Origin of the sequence: Brenneria izadpanahii (assembly GCF_017569925.1) — a bacterium.
Lineage (GTDB): Bacteria > Pseudomonadota > Gammaproteobacteria > Enterobacterales > Enterobacteriaceae > Brenneria > Brenneria izadpanahii.
On sequence record NZ_CP050854.1, the window covers coordinates 242,751 to 261,705 of the forward strand.

At 52.6% G+C, this 18,955-nt stretch carries 11 protein-coding genes, 3 tRNA genes, 3 rRNA genes and 1 pseudogene; 13 read left to right on the top strand and 5 right to left on the bottom strand.

The genetic code is table 11. From position 1 onward, the window contains the following. The first annotated feature begins 24 nt into the window (after nt 1-24). Nucleotides 25-726 (top strand): NAD(P)H-flavin reductase, encoded by a 702-nt coding sequence (gene fre / locus HC231_RS01095; protein WP_208229358.1) that lies wholly within the window; start codon nt 25-27, stop codon nt 724-726. A gap of 17 nt (nt 727-743) precedes the next feature. Here fre and HC231_RS01100 read toward each other — a convergent pair whose 3' ends face one another. From HC231_RS01100 to fadB, 3 genes and pseudogenes are all read right to left on the bottom strand, one after another. Next, on the bottom strand, nt 744-923 hold the full coding sequence (locus tag HC231_RS01100) for a hypothetical protein (protein WP_208229359.1): 180 nt from the start codon (nt 921-923) through the stop codon (nt 744-746). Between the two features lie 87 nt (nt 924-1,010). Continuing rightward, on the bottom strand, nt 1,011-2,174 hold the full coding sequence (gene fadA, locus HC231_RS01105; protein ID WP_208229360.1) for an acetyl-CoA C-acyltransferase FadA: 1,164 nt from the start codon (nt 2,172-2,174) through the stop codon (nt 1,011-1,013). 10 nt (nt 2,175-2,184) lie between these two features. Further along, nucleotides 2,185-4,373: pseudogene (gene fadB / locus HC231_RS01110) on the bottom strand (fatty acid oxidation complex subunit alpha FadB). 185 nt (nt 4,374-4,558) lie between these two features. On the opposite strand from fadB, the gene pepQ reads away from it, so the two are divergent. The 10 genes from pepQ to HC231_RS01160 all read left to right on the top strand — a co-directional run bounded on the left by pepQ (nt 4,559) and on the right by HC231_RS01160 (nt 14,464). Beyond that, nucleotides 4,559-5,890: a Xaa-Pro dipeptidase gene (gene pepQ, locus HC231_RS01115; protein ID WP_208229361.1), complete on the top strand. Its 1,332-nt coding sequence runs from the start codon at nt 4,559-4,561 to the stop codon at nt 5,888-5,890. After that, on the top strand, nt 5,890-6,504 hold the full coding sequence (locus tag HC231_RS01120) for an IMPACT family protein (protein ID WP_208229362.1): 615 nt from the start codon (nt 5,890-5,892) through the stop codon (nt 6,502-6,504). The genes pepQ and HC231_RS01120 overlap by 1 nt, the downstream gene beginning before the upstream one ends. Before the next feature lie 41 nt (nt 6,505-6,545). Further along, nucleotides 6,546-7,997, top strand: coding sequence for a Trk system potassium transporter TrkH (trkH, locus tag HC231_RS01125; protein ID WP_208229363.1), 1,452 nt, complete (start codon nt 6,546-6,548; stop codon nt 7,995-7,997). Between the two features lie 18 nt (nt 7,998-8,015). Beyond that, the gene (gene hemG, locus HC231_RS01130) at nt 8,016-8,555 is read left to right on the top strand and encodes a menaquinone-dependent protoporphyrinogen IX dehydrogenase (RefSeq protein WP_208229364.1); all 540 of its coding nucleotides are present in this window, start codon (nt 8,016-8,018) and stop codon (nt 8,553-8,555) included. Between the two features lie 382 nt (nt 8,556-8,937). Further along, nucleotides 8,938-10,479 (top strand): 16S ribosomal RNA (locus HC231_RS01135). Between the two features lie 174 nt (nt 10,480-10,653). Continuing rightward, nucleotides 10,654-10,729, top strand: a tRNA-Glu gene (locus tag HC231_RS01140). A 249-nt stretch (nt 10,730-10,978) separates the two neighbouring features. Further along, a 23S ribosomal RNA gene (locus HC231_RS01145) occupies nt 10,979-13,887 on the top strand. Nucleotides 13,888-14,071: 184 nt separating this feature from the next. After that, nucleotides 14,072-14,187 (top strand): 5S ribosomal RNA (rrf, locus tag HC231_RS01150). Together the 16S, 23S and 5S rRNA genes with 3 tRNA genes alongside form the textbook arrangement of a ribosomal RNA operon. Before the next feature lie 116 nt (nt 14,188-14,303). Then, a tRNA-Asp gene (locus HC231_RS01155) sits at nt 14,304-14,380 on the top strand. Between the two features lie 8 nt (nt 14,381-14,388). Next, nucleotides 14,389-14,464 (top strand) — tRNA-Trp (locus HC231_RS01160). Between the two features lie 743 nt (nt 14,465-15,207). Here the strand turns inward: HC231_RS01160 and hdfR are convergent. After that, nucleotides 15,208-16,035 (bottom strand): HTH-type transcriptional regulator HdfR, encoded by an 828-nt coding sequence (hdfR, locus tag HC231_RS01165; protein WP_208229365.1) that lies wholly within the window; start codon nt 16,033-16,035, stop codon nt 15,208-15,210. Between the two features lie 119 nt (nt 16,036-16,154). On the opposite strand from hdfR, the gene HC231_RS01170 reads away from it, so the two are divergent. Further along, a complete protein-coding gene (locus HC231_RS01170; RefSeq protein ID WP_208229366.1) occupies nt 16,155-16,493 on the top strand; it encodes a MaoP family protein in 339 nt (112 codons plus the stop codon). A 199-nt stretch (nt 16,494-16,692) separates the two neighbouring features. On the opposite strand, the gene HC231_RS01175 is transcribed toward HC231_RS01170, so the two are convergent. Continuing rightward, complete coding sequence (locus HC231_RS01175) at nt 16,693-18,219, bottom strand: YifB family Mg chelatase-like AAA ATPase (protein WP_208229367.1); 1,527 nt, start codon at nt 18,217-18,219, stop codon at nt 16,693-16,695. A 516-nt stretch (nt 18,220-18,735) separates the two neighbouring features. On the opposite strand from HC231_RS01175, the gene ilvL reads away from it, so the two are divergent. Continuing rightward, complete coding sequence (gene ilvL, locus HC231_RS01180; RefSeq protein WP_071778504.1) at nt 18,736-18,834, top strand: ilv operon leader peptide; 99 nt, start codon at nt 18,736-18,738, stop codon at nt 18,832-18,834. Nucleotides 18,835-18,955 lie beyond the last annotated feature (121 nt).

Consider the following 18,955-nt stretch of genomic DNA (forward strand, 5'->3'; position numbering starts at 1 on the left):
TTAATGACCCTACAGAGGGAATGCATGACGACATTGAGCTGTAAAGTGACTTTGGTAGAAGCAATAACCGATACGGTTTATCGGGTTCGTTTATTACCTGAGGCGCCTTTTTCTTTCCGTGCTGGTCAGTATCTGATGGTCGTGATGGATGAACGGGATAAGCGTCCTTTTTCTATGGCATCCACGCCGATGGATACGGGTTTTATTGAGCTGCATATTGGTGCTTCCGAGCTGAATCTTTACGCTATGGCGGTAATGGAACGCATACTGCAAGAGAGAGCGCTTACGGTGGATATCCCGTACGGCGAAGCGTGGCTGCGCGAAGAGAGCGATCGTCCGCTGGTGTTAATCGCCGGCGGTACGGGCTTCTCGTATGCGCGATCGATTTTGCTGACGGCGCTGGCCCAGCAACCGGAACGTGATGTCTCGATTTATTGGGGGGGCAGGGAAAACAAGCACCTTTACGATCTGCCGGAACTGGAATCCCTTGCCGGGCAGTACCCCAATTTGCGGGTCGTCCCGGTGGTGGAGCAGCCGGAAGAGGGCTGGCAGGGCAGGACGGGAACCGTACTGGGCGCTGTTTTGCAAGATTACGGCTCGCTGGCCGATTACGACATCTATATCGCCGGACGATTCGAGATGGCGAAGATCGCCCGCGAGCGATTCTGCAATGAACGGGGCGCCCGGCTGGATCGTCTGTTCGGCGATGCCTTTTCCTTTATCTGAGCCATCTGAGCCGCCCGTCAGGAACCCGGTAAGAACAGTGAATACGCCCAGGGACTGGGCGTCTGGCCGTGATAGCGTTCGCCCAGCGCGATACCGTCGATAGCCGTTTGACGAACCCCGTCGGACAGGGTGCGGCCGGCGCCGGTAAGTTTCTGCCTGCCGAACCGAATCGCCGCCGAGTAACACAACCAACGCACAGGCAACCTGAAGCATGACGAGAATCGACAGGTAAAAGCCGCGGCCATCGTTGGCGTTACCGCAGCCGCGTAACGCCGCGCTGAAAATCACCGGCGCTCAAATACGGTGGCGATCCCCTGGCCCATTCCAATACACATGGCCGCTACGCCAAACTGTACATCGCGGCTTTCCATCAGATTGATCAGCGTGGTGGAGATGCGGGCGCCGGAACAGCCTAACGGATGGCCGAGCGCGATGGCGCCACCGTTGAGATTGACCTTTTCATCCATATCTTCCAGCAGCCCTAAATCTTTAATGCAGGGCAGAGTCTGAGCCGCGAATGCCTCATTAAATTCAAACATGCCGATGTCTGAAAGACTCAACCCGGCGCGCTTTAGGGCTTTCTTCGTGGCGGGGACTGGCCCATATCCCATAACCGAAGGCTCGCAGCCGACAACGGCCATGGCGCGGATCCGCGCTCGTAGGGGCAACCCCAATGAAACCGCTCGCGATTCGCTCATGATTAGCATCGCTGCGGCGCCATCGGAGAGCGCGGAGGAACTGCCCGCCGTCACGGTGCCGTTAACGGGATCGAAAACAGGTGTTAAGGCGGCAAGCGCGGACTCGCTGGTTTCCGCACGGATAGTTTCATCGTCGTCGATGCGTTGTAACACGCCTTCGGAGTTATGGCCGTTCGTCGGGATAATTTCATGGCGGAACGCGCCAGACCGGGTTGCCCGATAGGCCCGTTGGTGAGAACGCACGGCAAACCGATCCTGCATTTCCCGGCTGATATCATGCATGCGAGCCAGCATCTCGGCGGTTAGTCCCATCATACTCGCCGCCTTCGCCGCCGTGCGGCCAAGCCCCGGATGAAAATCCACGCCATGGCTCATCGGCACATGTCCCATATGCTCTACACCGCCGATTAAACAGACCGCCGCATCGCCGACCATGATCGCACGGGCCGCATCGTGCAGCGCCTGCATGGATGAACCACACAATCGATTAACGGTAGTGGCGGGAACGGCGGCGGGAATTTCGGCTAATAACGCCGCATTGCGGGCGATATTGAAGCCTTGTTCGAGCGTTTGCTGCACGCAACCCCAGTAAATATCGTCAATTTCGCTGGCTTCCAGCGCAGGATTTCTGCTGAGAATGCCGCGCATCAGATGGGCGGACAACTCTTCGGCCCGAACCTGACGGAATACGCCGCCTTTGGAGCGGCCCATTGGCGTTCGCACGGCATCGACTATCACGACATTTTCCATACTGTTAACCTTATGCCGGTTGCCCTTGATAAATGCCCGCGTGCGGCGCAGCGGGGGGATAGTAACTTTCGTTGTGTCCGGCTTTTTGCTTCAGCCCGTCGGGAACCTGATAGATCGGCCCTAGATGGGCCAGGCTCCGCGCCGTTTCCACATAACGGGCGCAGCCTTGCGTATCCACATAGCGGCAGGCGCCGCCGCGGAATGGAGGAAAACCGAGGCCATACACCAGCGCGATATCCGCTTCCGCCGGGCTAGCGATAATCCCTTCTTCCAGACAGCGCGCCACTTCGTTAATCATCGGAACCATCAACCGCGCGATGATCTCCCCGGCGCTGAAATTTTTTCGCGGCTGGCTGATGGCGGCCAGCAGGCTATCGACTTGTTCGTCCTGTTCTTTGCGCGTTTTCCCATTGCCGTCAGTCTGGTAGCGATAGAAACCCTGTCCATTTTTCTGACCGAACCGCTGGTTTTCAAACAGGACGTCAATCGCATTGCGGTAGTCCTTTCCCATGCGCTGAGGGAATCCTTCGGTCATGATCGTCTGGGCATGGCGTGCGGTATCGATGCCGACCACATCCAGTAAATAGGCCGGTCCCATAGGCCAGCCGAACTGTTTCTCCATGATGTCGTCGATTTCACGAAAATCGGCGCCGTCCCGTATCAGCAAGTTAAACGCGGAAAAATAAGGAAACAGCACCCGGTTAACGAAAAACCCCGGGCAGTCATTGACTACAATCGGGGTTTTCCCCATTTTGCCGGCATAAGCCACGACATGGGCGATGGTTTTTTCGTCAGTTTGCGGCCCCCGGATGATTTCCACCAGCGGCATGCGGTGAACCGGATTAAAAAAGTGCATGCCGCAGAAGTTTTGCGGCCGCTGTAGCGATGATGCGAGGCGCGCAATGGGAATGGTCGAGGTATTTGATGCCAGCACGCTATGCTCGCTAACCTGAGATTCGCTCTCCGCCAGTACGCCGGCTTTCACTTGCGGATTTTCAACGACGGCTTCAATGACAATATCAATGCGCTCAAATCCGCTATAGTCCAGCGTTGGATGAATCCTGGACAGGATCTCCGCCATTTTCATGCCATCCAGCTTGCCGCGCGTCATCTGTTGGTTTAGCCGTTTCGCCGCTTCATTCATTCCCTGTGCGAGGGTGTGGGCCTCAATATCTTTCATGCGGATCGGCACGCCGCTGAATGCGGACTGATAGGCGATACCGCCGCCCATAATGCCGGCCCCAGTACGGCGGCTTGAGCAGGCGGCTGCATATTGCCGATGATTTTTTTGGCTTTTCCTTTGACATACTGTTCATTGAGGAAGACGCCAACCAGCGCGCGGGCGGAATCTGAACGAGCCAGCGGCACGAAGTTTTTCGTTTCCAGCGCCAGAGCGGCATCCCGCTTCATTGTCGCCGCGGCCTCGATGGTTTTCACCGCGGTCATGGGAGCCGGGTAATGTTTGCCCGCCGTTTGTAACACCATGGCCTTGGCGGCGGCAAAACTCATGGCGGCTTCGATATCGCTGAGTTTCAGCGCTTCGAGTTTGGCGCGCCGATAAGACAGCCATTCCAGCTCGCCGGCAATGGCTTGTTTCAATATCCGCATGGCGGCGGAGACTAATTTTTCATTGTCGACCACCGCCTGTACCAATCCGATTTTTAGCGCTTGCGCCGCGTCAATATTTTTACCGGCGGTAATGATTTCCATTGCGCTGTCTGCGCCCAGAAGACGCGGCAGCCGTACCGTTCCGCCAAATCCCGGCATGATGCCCAACCGGGTTTCCGGCAAGCCGATGCGGGCATCGGCCGTAGCGATGCGAAAATCGGTGGCCAACGCGCATTCGCAGCCGCCCCCCAGCGCATAGCCGTTAATAGCGGAAAGCGTGGGAACGGGCAGATCTTCCAGACGGTTAAAAATGCCGTTGGCGAAAGTTATCCATGCGCCAAGTTCGTCCGCCGGCGCGGCGAACAACGAGAGAAACTCGGTGATATCGGCGCCGACAATAAAGGCCGGCTTATCCGAACGCAATAACACGCCTTGCAGTTCCCGTTGCGCCGCCAGAATATCCAATGCCTTACTCAGACTGGCTAGCGTGCGGGTATCCAGTTTGTTGACGGAGCCCGGCGCCGCAAAAACCAACTCGGCAATGCCGTCGTCAAGCCAGTTGAGATACAGCGTTTCGCCCTGATATAGCATAGCTATCTCCGCATTTAGAAGGCGTTTCCTGGTACGACCAGATGGCTGAATTGTGGCTGAAATGTTAATTTCTTGCAAACCTGCGGTTAACTTCTTGCCGACGAGATCACAAAGTACCCGACGCTGCCGTTGAATCATGGCTGTGTTAAAATGGGGAAACAGTGTAGTGACAAACAGGGATATCTATGGAAAAGCTGGCTTCTTTATATCACCATCATTTGGCTACGTTACAACAACGCACACAGGCTATTCTGGCGCGCCACCAGCTTGACGCTTTATTGATCCACTCAGGTGAGTTATTAACGGTATTCCTGGACGATCACGACTACCCCTTTAAAGTTAATCCGCAGTTTAAGGCCTGGGTGCCGGTAACTCAGGTGCCGAATTGCTGGTTATGGGTTGACGGTATCAATCCGCCGAAACTCTGGTTCTATTCCCCGGTGGATTATTGGCATAACGTCGCGCCCGTTCCGGATAGTTTCTGGACCGATGAGGTAGAAATCTCGGTTTTGCGCAATGCCGATGATATCGGGCAACTACTTCCGTCGCCGCGTCAGCGGGTCGCCTATCTCGGCTACACTCCGCAGCGCGCCTTGGCTTTGGGTATCGCCGCCGAAAATATCAATCCCCAGGGCGTGTTGGATTATCTGCATTATCATCGTGCTTATAAAACCGACTATGAGTTGGCCTGCATGCGCGAAGCCCAGAAGACCGCGGTTGTCGGCCATCGTGCCGCGCATGAGGCTTTTCTGTCCGGCATGAGCGAATTCGATATCAATCTGGCTTACCTGACCGCCACCGGCCACCGGGACACCGATGTGCCTTATGACAACATCGTGGCGCTGAATGAGCATGCGGCGGTATTGCATTATACCCAGTTGGATCATCAGGTTCCGTCCGATGTGCGTAGTTTTTTGATTGATGCCGGCACGGAATATAATGGCTATGCGGCCGATCTGACCCGCACCTACTCCTCGCAGAGCGATAACGCATTTGCCGCACTGGTAAAAGATTTGAATCATGAACAACTGGCTCTTATCGATACGATCCAGGTCGGAGTGCGCTATACCGACTATCATGTCCAAATGCATCAGCGCGTCGCCAAACTGTTGAAGTCTCATCAGCTGGTTCACGGGATCAGCGAAGAAGGCATGGTGGAAAATGGCTTGACCGGGCCGTTCCTGCCGCATGGACTAGGGCATTTCCTTGGGTTACAGGTACATGATGTCGCCGGTTTTATGCAGGATGATCGGGGTACTCATCTGGCCGCGCCGTCCCAATATCCCTATTTGCGTTGTACCCGGATACTGGAGCCTGGGATGGTCTTGACCATTGAGCCGGGTATTTATTTTATCGACTCGCTGCTGGAGCCTTGGCGCGCCGGTCGGTTCAGCCAGCATTTTGACTGGACGAAAATTGATGCGCTAAAACCTTTTGGCGGTATTCGTATCGAAGATAATATCGTTATCCATGAGCAGCGGGTTGAAAATATGACGCGCGATCAGAAGCTATCCTGATGCAGTCCTATCCGATACCCGCGGCGCCGGTCAGCGTAAGTGAAGAGATTAAGAAAAGCCGTTTTATTACGCTGCTGGCGCCGACAAAGGGCATTGACGCGGCGAAAGCGTTTGTTCAACAGGCTAGAGAACAGCATCCCACTGCGAGGCATCACTGCTGGGCGTATGTCGCCGGCGCGCCGGACGATTCCCAACAACTTGGATTTTCTGATGACGGCGAACCATCGGGTACCGCCGGTAAACCTATGCTGTCGCAGTTGATGGGGAGCGGCATCGGCGAAATTACCGCGGTTGTTGTGCGCTATTATGGCGGGATCCAATTAGGTACCGGCGGGCTGGTAAAAGCCTATGGCGGCGGAGTTCAGCAGGCGCTGAAGCAGATATCGCTGCAAGAGAAAGTATTACAGAAAGCATATGGTTTGCGGTGTGATTACGCGCTATTACCTCAGGTTGAATCGCTGATATATCAGCTCGGCGGCCAGATACTGCATAGTGACTATGGCGCTGAAGTGACGTTGAGCCTGTCCATTCCCCTTAGAGGCGTGGATGAGGCGGCAATGAGATTGCGTGATATCAGCCGCGGTTCGTTGCATTTATTGCCAGTTTCACAATAATCCCAACGCTGTTTTATGAATCATTTAAGGAATTCTTTGCAATGCATTTGCGCGCCATAACCCGTATTGTGGGTCTGCTGGTTATCCTTTTTTCCGGGACAATGTTCATCCCGGGGCTGGTGGCCCTGATCTATCGTGATGGCGCCGGACGGGCTTTCACCCAAACTTTTCTGGTCGCGCTGGTTATCGGTATTGTGCTTTGGCTGCCGAACAGAAAGCAAAAGCATGAGTTGAAATCACGGGAAGGGTTCCTGATCGTCGTATTATTCTGGACGGTGCTGGGTAGCGTCGGTGCGCTGCCTTTTCTGTTCGCGGAACATCCCAACCTCGGCCTGACCGACGCTTTTTTTGAGTCCTTTTCCGGATTAACCACGACCGGCGCAACGACGCTGGTGGGGTTGGACTCGTTACCGAAAGCGATTCTGTTCTATCGGCAAATGCTGCAATGGTTCGGCGGGATGGGGATCATCGTTCTGGCCGTGGCTATCCTGCCTATCCTGGGCGTCGGCGGGATGCAGCTCTATCGTGCCGAAATGCCGGGGCCGTTGAAAGATAATAAAATGCGCCCCAGAATTGCCGATACGGCGAAAACCCTATGGCTGATTTATGTTCTGCTTACCGTGGCGTGCGCGGTTTCGCTTTGGTTGGCGGGAATGCCTGTTTTTGATGCTATCAGCCATAGTTTCTCAACCGTTGCGGTCGGCGGTTTTTCTACCCATGACGCCAGCATCGGCTATTTTAACAACCCGATGATTAACACCATCATCGCGATATTTCTGTTGATTTCCGGCTGTAACTTCGGCTTGCACTTCGCGGTGTTGAGCGGGCGCAGCATCAAGGTTTACTGGCGCGATCCCGAATTCCGCATGTTTATCTTCGTGCAGATGTCGCTGGTCGCGGTGTGTACCGTAATGCTGTGGTTTCACAACGTCTATGCCAGTGGTATGCAGACGCTGAATCAGGCCTTTTTCCAAGTAGTGTCGATGGCGACAACCGCTGGCTTCACCACGGATAGTATTGCCTCCTGGCCGCTTTTCTTACCGGTATTGCTGCTGTGTTCCGCATTTATTGGCGGGTGCGCCGGTTCAACCGGGGGCGGTTTGAAAGTGATCCGCATCCTGCTGCTTTTCCTGCAAGGCTCGCGTGAATTGAAAAGGCTGGTTCATCCTAATGCGGTCTACACCATTAAGTTAGGCAATCGCGCGTTGCCGGAGCGGATATTGGAAGCCGTTTGGGGCTTCTTCTCCGCCTATGCGCTAGTCTTCATTGTCAGTATGCTGGCCGTCATCGCGACAGGCGTGGATGATTTTTCCGCTTTTGCCGCTGTCGCGGCGACGCTGAATAATTTAGGGCCAGGGCTGGGCGTTGTGGCGGATAATTTTACCTCAATGAATGATGCGGCAAAGTGGATACTGATTTTGACGATGCTGTTCGGACGTTTAGAGGTATTTACTCTTTTAGTCTTGTTTACGCCAACGTTCTGGCGGGAATAAAACGGACGGAATAGCGCAATGAAAGCTTTGATATTATTTTCCAGTAGGGACGGCCAGACAAGAGAGATAGCCTCTTATATCGCCAACTTGCTGAAAGGCACGTTGGAGTGTGATGTCATCAGTTTATTAAGTGCGAATGACATTGATTTGGCTAAATACGATCGGATCCTGATTGGCGCATCAGTGCGGTATGGCCGCTTTAATCCGGCGGTAAATAAGTTTATCCGGCGGCATCTGACGCGCTTACGGCAGATACCCAGCGCGTTCTTCTCAGTAAATCTTACGGCGCGTAAGCCAGAGAAACGCTCGCTACAGACTAACGTTTATACGCGTAAATTTCTGTTGAACTCGCCGTGGGAACCAGACCTGTGCGGCGTATTCGCGGGAGCGTTGCGCTATCCTCGCTATCGGTGGTTCGATCGCATTATGATCCAGTTGATTATGCATATGACCGGTGGTGAAACGGATAGTAGTAAAGAAGTCGAATATACCGACTGGGAGCAGGTAACGCGTTTCGCTCATGACTTTGGGCAATTAACGCTTAAAAAGTCCGCATAACGTTGTCTTTCCGGGCGAGTTGCCGAAAAAAAACGCACTCAACCGCTTTTTTTCATTTAGCGCTTGTCAGCCGCCGAGAAGTCCCTATAATGCGCTCCCACTGACACGGCAACGGCGCTCGCGCTGTTGTGCGGCAAGTCGGAAGCCAGGCAATAATCGCTTGACTTCACTGCGGAAAAGCATAGTATATGCCGCCCGCGCCACAGGATATTGTGGCACTGCTCTTTAACAATTCAATCAGACAATCTGTGTGGGCACTCACAAGACCGTATCGGCAACGATGTAAAAAAGTCTTGAAGAGTGACAACAGTAAATTCATTACGAATAAACAGTTATTAATTCTTTGAGCATAGCTTTTAATTAAGCGAATCAAACAAATCTTAAATTGAAGAGTTTGATCATGGCTCAGATTGAACGCTGGCGGCAGGCCTAACACATGCAAGTCGAGCGGCAGCGGGAAGAAGCTTGCTTCTTTGCCGGCGAGCGGCGGACGGGTGAGTAACGTCTGGGGATCTGCCCGATGGAGGGGGATAACTACTGGAAACGGTAGCTAATACCGCATAACGTCGCAAGACCAAAGTGGGGGACCTTCGGGCCTCACACCATCGGATGAACCCAGATGGGATTAGCTAGTAGGCGGGGTAATGGCCCACCTAGGCGACGATCCCTAGCTGGTCTGAGAGGATGACCAGCCACACTGGAACTGAGACACGGTCCAGACTCCTACGGGAGGCAGCAGTGGGGAATATTGCACAATGGGGGAAACCCTGATGCAGCCATGCCGCGTGTGTGAAGAAGGCCTTCGGGTTGTAAAGCACTTTCAGCGGGGAGGAAGGGGATAAGGTTAATAGCCTTATTCATTGACGTTACCCGCAGAAGAAGCACCGGCTAACTCCGTGCCAGCAGCCGCGGTAATACGGAGGGTGCAAGCGTTAATCGGAATGACTGGGCGTAAAGCGCACGCAGGCGGTCTGTTAAGTTGGATGTGAAATCCCCGGGCTTAACCTGGGAACTGCATTCAAGACTGGCAGGCTAGAGTCTCGTAGAGGGGGGTAGAATTCCAGGTGTAGCGGTGAAATGCGTAGAGATCTGGAGGAATACCGGTGGCGAAGGCGGCCCCCTGGACGAAGACTGACGCTCAGGTGCGAAAGCGTGGGGAGCAAACAGGATTAGATACCCTGGTAGTCCACGCCGTAAACGATGTCGACTTGGAGGCTGTGGTCTTGAACCGTGGCTTCCGGAGCTAACGCGTTAAGTCGACCGCCTGGGGAGTACGGCCGCAAGGTTAAAACTCAAATGAATTGACGGGGGCCCGCACAAGCGGTGGAGCATGTGGTTTAATTCGATGCAACGCGAAGAACCTTACCTACTCTTGACATCCACGGAATTTGGCAGAGATGCCTTAGTGCCTTCGGGAACCGTGAGACAGGTGCTGCATGGCTGTCGTCAGCTCGTGTTGTGAAATGTTGGGTTAAGTCCCGCAACGAGCGCAACCCTTATCCTTTGTTGCCAGCGATTTGGTCGGGAACTCAAAGGAGACTGCCGGTGATAAACCGGAGGAAGGTGGGGATGACGTCAAGTCATCATGGCCCTTACGAGTAGGGCTACACACGTGCTACAATGGCGCATACAAAGAGAAGCGACCTCGCGAGAGCAAGCGGACCTCATAAAGTGCGTCGTAGTCCGGATTGGAGTCTGCAACTCGACTCCATGAAGTCGGAATCGCTAGTAATCGTAGATCAGAATGCTACGGTGAATACGTTCCCGGGCCTTGTACACACCGCCCGTCACACCATGGGAGTGGGTTGCAAAAGAAGTAGGTAGCTTAACCTTCGGGGGGGCGCTTACCACTTTGTGATTCATGACTGGGGTGAAGTCGTAACAAGGTAACCGTAGGGGAACCTGCGGTTGGATCACCTCCTTACCAAAAGCCTGATACAGGTAGTGCAGTGTCCACACAGATTGTCTGATGAACGTCATGAGCAAAAGCGTTATCCGGTAGAGTGCGGCGACAAACAACAATGTCGCTCGATTTTCTCTGGAAAATCTCGCCTCTACCCGAAATTATCGAATCGGTGATTCGACAGGCAAATTTCGGGTCCCCTTCGTCTAGAGGCCCAGGACACCGCCCTTTCACGGCGGTAACAGGGGTTCGAATCCCCTAGGGGACGCCAGTGCATCCGACCAGTCCGGTGAAAGCGGGGGTCATCCAGTAAGTCATGAAATGATTACTTACGTCATATCCTAAAGCTGATTAGCAATAGTCAGGTTTTATGATATTTGCTCTTTAACAATCTGGAACAAGCTGAAATTTGAAACGATGCGGCTGAACCTGTCTCGTAGCGGGATGTGGTTTGGTTGTATCAGAGTCTCTCAAATAATCGCAATGCGAATGTGTTTTACGAAACACCTTCGGGTTGTGAGGTTAAGCGACTAAGCGTACACGGTGGATGCCTAGGCAGTCAGAGGCGATGAAGGGCGTGCTAATCTGCGAAAAGCGTCGGTAAGGTGATATGAACCGTAACAGCCGACGATACCCGAATGGGGAAACCCAGTGTGTTTCGACACATTATCATCACATGAATACATAGTGTGATGAGGCGAACCGGGGGAACTGAAACATCTCAGTACCCCGAGGAAAAGAAATCAACCGAGATTCCCCCAGTAGCGGCGAGCGAACGGGGAAAAGCCCAGAACCTGAATCAGTTTGTGTGTTAGTGGAAGCGTCTGGAAAGTCGCACGACAGAGGGTGATAGTCCCGTACACAAAAATGCACAGATTGTGAGTTCGATGAGTAGGGCGGGACACGTGATATCCTGTCTGAAGATGGGGGGACCATCCTCCAAGGCTAAATACTCCTGACTGACCGATAGTGAACCAGTACCGTGAGGGAAAGGCGAAAAGAACCCCGGCGAGGGGAGTGAAATAGAACCTGAAACCGTGTACGTACAAGCAGTGGGAGCCTTGATTTATCAGGGTGACTGCGTACCTTTTGTATAATGGGTCAGCGACTTATATTCTGTAGCAAGGTTAACCGAATAGGGGAGCCGCAGGGAAACCGAGTCTTAACTGGGCGTTAAGTTGCAGAGTATAGACCCGAAACCCGGTGATCTAGCCATGGGCAGGTTGAAGGTTGGGTAACACTAACTGGAGGACCGAACCGACTAATGTTGAAAAATTAGCGGATGACCTGTGGCTGGGGGTGAAAGGCCAATCAAACCGGGAGATAGCTGGTTCTCCCCGAAAGCTATTTAGGTAGCGCCTCGTGAACTCATCTACGGGGGTAGAGCACTGTTTCGACTAGGGGGTCATCCCGACTTACCAACTCGATGCAAACTGCGAATACCGTAGAATGTTATCACGGGAGACACACGGCGGGTGCTAACGTCCGTCGTGAAGAGGGAAACAACCCAGACCGCCAGCTAAGGTCCCAAAGTCATGGTTAAGTGGGAAACGATGTGGGAAGGCCCAGACAGCCAGGATGTTGGCTTAGAAGCAGCCATCATTTAAAGAAAGCGTAATAGCTCACTGGTCGAGTCGGCCTGCGCGGAAGATGTAACGGGGCTAAACCATGCACCGAAGCTGCGGCAGCGACGCTTAGGCGTTGTTGGGTAGGGGAGCGTTCTGTAAGCCTGCGAAGGTGGCCCGTGAGGGTTGCTGGAGGTATCAGAAGTGCGAATGCTGACATAAGTAACGATAATGCGGGTGAAAAACCCGCACGCCGGAAGACCAAGGGTTCCTGTCCAACGTTAATCGGGGCAGGGTGAGTCGACCCCTAAGGCGAGGCTGAAAAGCGTAGTCGATGGGAAACAGGTTAATATTCCTGTACTGGGTGTTGCTGCGAAGGGGGGACGGAGAAAGCTAGGTTGGCCGGGCGACGGTTGTCCCGGTTTAAGCGTGCAGGTGGGTGTTTTTGGTAAATCCGGAACACTGTTAACACTGAGGCGTGATGACGAGTCACCACGGTGACGAAGTAACCGATGCTACGCTTCCAGGAAAAGCCTCTAAGCTCCAGGCAACACGCAATCGTACCCCAAACCGACACAGGTGGTCAGGTAGAGAATACTCAGGCGCTTGAGAGAACTCGGGTGAAGGAACTAGGCAAAATGGTGCCGTAACTTCGGGAGAAGGCACGCTGGATTTGGTGAAGTCCCTCGCGGATGGAGCTGAGACCAGTCGCAGATACCAGCTGGCTGCAACTGTTTAATAAAAACACAGCACTGTGCAAACACGAAAGTGGACGTATACGGTGTGACGCCTGCCCGGTGCCGGAAGGTTAATTGATGGGGTCAGCCTTTGGGCGAAGCTCTTGATCGAAGCCCCGGTAAACGGCGGCCGTAACTATAACGGTCCTAAGGTAGCGAAATTCCTTGTCGGGTAAGTTCCGACCTGCACGAATGGCGTAATGATGGCCAGGCTGTCTCCACCCGAGACTCAGTGAAATTGAACTCGCTGTGAAGATGCAGTGTACCCGCGGCAAGACGGAAAGACCCCGTGAACCTTTACTATAGCTTGACACTGAACCTTGAGCCTTGATGTGTAGGATAGGTGGGAGGCTTTGAAGCGTGGACGCCAGTCTGCGTGGAGCCAACCTTGAAATACCACCCTTTAATGTTCGATGTTCTAACGTGGGCCCCTGAGCGGGGTTGCGGACAGTGTCTGGTGGGTAGTTTGACTGGGGCGGTCTCCTCCCAAAGAGTAACGGAGGAGCACGAAGGTTAGCTAATCCTGGTCGGACATCAGGAGGTTAGTGCAAAGGCATAAGCTAGCTTGACTGCGAGAGTGACGGCTCGAGCAGGTGCGAAAGCAGGTCTTAGTGATCCGGTGGTTCTGAATGGAAGGGCCATCGCTCAACGGATAAAAGGTACTCCGGGGATAACAGGCTGATACCGCCCAAGAGTTCATATCGACGGCGGTGTTTGGCACCTCGATGTCGGCTCATCACATCCTGGGGCTGAAGTAGGTCCCAAGGGTATGGCTGTTCGCCATTTAAAGTGGTACGCGAGCTGGGTTTAGAACGTCGTGAGACAGTTCGGTCCCTATCTGCCGTGGGCGTTGGAAGATTGAGAGGGGTTGCTCCTAGTACGAGAGGACCGGAGTGAACGCACCACTGGTGTACGGGTTGTGATGCCAATTGCATTGCCCGGTAGCTACGTGCGGAAGAGATAACCGCTGAAAGCATCTAAGCGGGAAACTTGCCTCGAGATGAGTCTTCCCTGGGACTTTAAGTCCCCTGAAGGGCCGTTGAAGACGACGACGTAGATAGGCTGGGTGTGTAAGCGTTGCGAGACGTTGAGCTAACCAGTACTAATGACCCGAGAGGCTTAACCTTACAACACCGAAGGTGTTTTAGAGAGACAAAATCGTCGGTAACGATTTTGAACGGTGCGGAGCACTGGCCCCGTGGGGGTGAGTATCAGGATGATACGAATAGACTCAGAGAAGTTCAGCTTGTTCGAAGATTGGTTCCGATGGTTGCAGAGAAAACTGCGACGGTTGGGATAAAACAGAATTTGCCTGGCGGCGATAGCGCGGTGGTCCCACCTGACCCCATGCCGAACTCAGAAGTGAAACGCCGAAGCGCCGATGGTAGTGTGGGGTCTCCCCATGTGAGAGTAGGGAACTGCCAGGCATCAAATACGGATTATCGAATTGATCTTCGATAATCGAGGATCCTAAAGCGGATCCAAGCAGTGGAAAGCTGGCCCGGAAGGGCGGTATCAGGAAGATACGCGTAACAGAATCGGTGGAGCGGTAGTTCAGTTGGTTAGAATACCTGCCTGTCACGCAGGGGGTCGCGGGTTCGAGTCCCGTCCGTTCCGCCACCCTATTTAGGGGCGTAGTTCAATTGGTAGAGCACCGGTCTCCAAAACCGGGTGTTGGGAGTTCGAGTCTCTCCGCCCCTGCCAGATAAAAACCCTTCATTAATATATGAAGGGTTTTTTTTTCGTCTTAATTTTTCCTTTCACTTCTTTGTTTTCCTTTTACTTTTTCTCCTTCTCCTTCTCCTGTAGTTTCCTGGTCAATTATTCATTCATATTTATCCAATAACTCTATCTATTTCTATATTCTTTGAACCTAGATTTATGTTAGCTGAAAGCGGTTAAGTGTGAGTTTAAAATGGAGATTCGATCCTGGAGAGAAGATGAACTGAAAACCTTCCAGATGTGAATCATATTTATTATCTGATTTTATGAAACCGACTCGAACTTGAAGAAAATCGTTGTTGTTAATATGTTATATGGCTGGTTCCATACCATATCGATATAAGCATTTATTGAATCGAAGGGCGATCAGTTTGGCAGAAACGCTCGGTTGATGGGGCGTTGCACCAATAGGAGTGGGGTGATTGTATTTTTCAGATCATATCAGCTGGAGCTTTACGTGTATCGAAAGAAATACTTTTTAAGGCTTTTGGGCTAATCCTGTGAGTATTAGGGACGCGTTTACTTTTCGAGTTTTTCTACGGCATAACAGAACATCGAGCTATTATTAAAATTATCGGTTGAAATGAATTCATTTATTGATCCTATGCCAATCCGTTTCGGTATTTTTAAATAGTCTAATTTTAATTAGACGAGCTCCGGATTGAAAAAACATTAAGCACGTTCTGGTCAGCCAGGCGCGCTTAAGCTGATGTTAGCAACACAAACTATGCGGCGATCATAATCGGTGTTTTTAGCAATTGCCGGATCAGCGCCTGCTGATCGCTGTTTTCTAACCAAACGGCATAAAACGGACGAACGACAGGCTGTGTATCTTCCAAGATTTTCAACTGAGCGTATTGCTGCGCCCAATGGCTGGGTAAAAATGCGCAGCCGCCGGTTGTTTCGAGTAACTGGCGGGTCAGATGCGCTGAGGTTGTCGTCAGCACCGGGACCGTGTCGCTGACTAGCAGACGGCTTTCCTGCTGATGAAAGTCAGCTCCCCACTCCAGCTTAATGTAGGGCAATTTTTGATTGGCCTCGCTACTTCCCGAAGTAAACAGCGATAGTGAAAAATTGCCGAGTAGCTGGCTTGCCAGTTCGTCCATTTTGGGTTGTTCCGTGGTGATGAGCAGATCCAACTGACGTTCGTGAAGCTGTTTTACCAGTGAATGGCGTAGCGCGATGCGCGCTTCTAGTTGCAGCATTGGCCGTTGTTTATAAAGCGACTGCAACCACGGCGTCAGATACGCTTCCCATAGCGAGGCGGTCGCTCCGATTGAAAGCAGGCTATGCTGCTGCGAGCGAACAACTTCTTTTTTCGCCAGTTGCCAGGTGCCAATCAGATTTTCCGCATAGGGTAAAAGCCGCTCTCCTGCCGGCGTCAGGCGAATATTATTGCGATGGCGAGTGAATAAATTTGCACCTAGTTGGTTCTCTAACTGACGGATGCGAAAACTAACAGCAGACTGCGTCAGGTAGAGCGATTCCGCGGCCCGACCGAAGTGTCTTGTCCTGCTGACTTCCAGAAAGGTTTTCAGTAATTCGGTATCCACGTCTATCTCCAAAAATTTTTGTCGTAATGATTTAAATGTTTTGTTTTACACAATGTCAAGCCTATCTAATACTCCGCGCCATAAACAGCACGACCATAAGAGAATTAGGAGCGTGTAAGATGGCGGAAAGCTTCTCTACCAATAATCGTTTTTTCGATAACAAGTTTTACCCACGTGGTTTTTCCCGGCACGGCGACTTTACCATTAAAGAAGCACAACTGCTGGAGCGCCATGGTTATGCTTTTAACGAACTTGATCTGGGTAAGCGTCAACCTGTCACTGAGGAAGAAGTCCAGTTTGTTGCGATGTGTCGCGGTGAACGTAAGGCTGAAACGGATATGGAAAAAATATGGTCTAAGTATATGGATCGTATTCGTCGTCCTAAACGCTTCCACACATTGTCTGGCGGTAAGCCGCAAATGGACGCGGTGGAAGAGTACACCGAAAGTGACGATTAATTAAAGACCGGGGCGCAAGCCCCTTGAGATTACTGACAACCCCCTCTCTTCCATTGTCATCCCCGCGCAGGCGGGGATCTGCTTTCTGGCCGTGCGTTGTATCAGGAAGATTTCTGTTTACGCAGGAATGACGCAAGGCTGCCTTGCCAACAATCTACGGACGTAATCCCTTTCTTTTGGGCTTTTGCTCTGTCTGTTTTCATCCCAGGTTTTTATGGAGTTGTATAAGCAGCCGATCCATACACCGGTAGCTCAGCGCTTCTGCGAGATGTTTTCTGTGTATATCCGTTTGCCCGCCGAGATCGGCAATGGTGCGCGCCACTTTCAGTATCCGGTGCCAGGCTCGCACGGATAGCCCCAGTCTACCCATCACCTCTTCCAGGTAGGCGGCGTCATCCGCGGATAGCTGACAATATTTTTCTATCTCGTTAGGTCTTAGACGCGCGTTAATTTTATTGGCTCGTTCAAGTTGTCTCTGCCGGGCGGACAATACACGTTCTCTGACGACCGCGCTGCTTTCCCCTTGGCAGGTCTGCTGGCGTAGTATGCCCGGCGGCAGTAAGGGAACCTCGATGGAGATATCAAAGCGATCGAGAAATGGGCCGGAAAGTTTGCTGAGATAGCGTAGAATCTGCTGTGCTGGCAGCCGGTTATGGATACCCTGATAATGTCCGGAGGGGCTGGGGTTCATTGCTGCAACCAACTGGAATCTGGCGGGATAGCAAACTTTTGCCCGGGCGCGGGAAATAATGATTTCTCCTGATTCCAGCGGTTCGCGGAGTGAATCCAAAACGCGCCGCTCAAATTCGGGTAACTCATCAAGAAACAGCACGCCGTTGTGCGCCAGAGAAATTTCACCCGGTTTCGGCAGAGAGCCGCCGCCAACCAGCGCCGTCATGGATGCGCTGTGGTGCGGCGCTCTGAACGGCCGGGTGCGCCATCGCGTCATGGTGGCATCGATATTTATCAGGCTATTGATCGCCGCGCTTTCCAGTGCTTCCTCATCGCTCAGCGGCGGCATCAGGTTGCCAAGCCGGCTGGCCAACATGGTTTTCCCCGTTCCCGGCGGACCGAGCAGCAGCAGGTTATGTCCGCCGGCCGCGGTAATCTCCAATGCACGCTTTGCCTGTTCCTGGCCGATAATTTCTTTCAGATCGAGTATATCGTCGTCGACCTGTTCTTCCTGGCGATCGCCGCTGCAACGGCGCAGCTCTTCCTCACCTTGCAGAAATGCGCAAACCTGCAGCAGGTGATCGGCCATCAGGGCTTCTCCTTGAGGGATTAGCGTCATTTCCTGCTGGTTGCCTGCGGGCAGGATTAACTGGCGGCCTGATTTTATCGCTTCCAGCGCTGCGGGAATTGCGCCGTTGACGGCTCGTAGCGTGCCTGAAAGGCCTAGTTCGCCGAGAAACTCATAGTGGGTTAGCCTTTCCCCTTTTATCTGCTCTGAGGCGGCGAGAATGGCTAAGGCGATGGGGAGGTCATAACGACCTCCTTCTTTGGGAAGGTCGGCCGGAGCCAGATTGACCGTAATACGCTTGGCCGGAAATGAGAAACCGCAGTTGATGAGCGCGCTGCGTACACGATCGCGCGCCTCTTTGACGGTAGTTTCGGGCAATCCTACCAGCGTGAGGGCGGGTAATCCATTGCTGATATGTACCTCGATGGATACATCCGGCGCCTGCACGCCTATCATCGCCCGAGTATAGGTAACTGCCAGTGACATACTGTTCCCCTTTTGCTTAGGGGGGCATGATGCGTAATAACGGGCAAACAGTGGAATGAGGGGATAATGTTTTTGTGTGGCTGTTTTGAATAAATATTTTATTTATCAATTTATTGCTTGATGAGTGCGCGGCTTATCGCAAAACAGGGATCATCGCGTTGCGCCGTTTTATCAACCAGGCCGCGCGGCTCCCTATGGCGCGATCCTGATATTGACGTCTACATCTTACAGAGCAAACTGATATAATCGTCGCCAGCACCACCCCGGTTGGGTCATGGCACAAGCTTACAGCGTAACCGTGTTATCATTAGTATGCTAATCAATCGCCGAACCGTTCAGATTCCCGATTGCAACGAAATTCATCAGAGCATCCGCTACCTGATGATTATATTCTGCTTTTTGGTCGTTCTTATTCTGTTCGACAGAAAAACACCGAAAAAATTGTTGTCATATCATGCCTGATTGTGATAACTCTGTAGGCATTCGTTCGACAGTAGATTAATGAACACTCAATTTATGAAAGCCTTCTCCCTAGTGATTAGCCTAGTCGTGATTAGCGTGGTGGTGATTATTATCCCACCGTGCGGGGCAGCACTTGGACGACGAATGGCTTAGTAATCAAGCCCGAATTCAAGAAAACCCCCGCACCGAAAGGTCGGGGGTTTTTTGTTGGGCGTAAATACATAACGTAAGGGAACAGATGATGGTTAGTAGTGCAATATTCTGTTATTCCCGC

Bases quoted from the DNA above. Each gene is read 5' to 3' on its own strand.
- HC231_RS01175 (WP_208229367.1), bottom strand. From the start codon at position 18,219: ATGTCACTGGCAGTTACCTATACTCGGGCGATGATAGGCGTGCAGGCG.
- pepQ (WP_208229361.1), top strand. From the start codon at position 4,559: ATGGAAAAGCTGGCTTCTTTATATCACCATCATTTGGCTACGTTACAA.
- HC231_RS01170 (WP_208229366.1), top strand. From the start codon at position 16,155: ATGGCGGAAAGCTTCTCTACCAATAATCGTTTTTTCGATAACAAGTTT.
- fre (WP_208229358.1), top strand. From the start codon at position 25: ATGACGACATTGAGCTGTAAAGTGACTTTGGTAGAAGCAATAACCGAT.
- fadA (WP_208229360.1), bottom strand. From the start codon at position 2,174: ATGGAAAATGTCGTGATAGTCGATGCCGTGCGAACGCCAATGGGCCGC.
- HC231_RS01120 (WP_208229362.1), top strand. From the start codon at position 5,890: ATGCAGTCCTATCCGATACCCGCGGCGCCGGTCAGCGTAAGTGAAGAG.
- ilvL (WP_071778504.1), top strand. From the start codon at position 18,736: ATGAAAGCCTTCTCCCTAGTGATTAGCCTAGTCGTGATTAGCGTGGTG.
- trkH (WP_208229363.1), top strand. From the start codon at position 6,546: ATGCATTTGCGCGCCATAACCCGTATTGTGGGTCTGCTGGTTATCCTT.
- hemG (WP_208229364.1), top strand. From the start codon at position 8,016: ATGAAAGCTTTGATATTATTTTCCAGTAGGGACGGCCAGACAAGAGAG.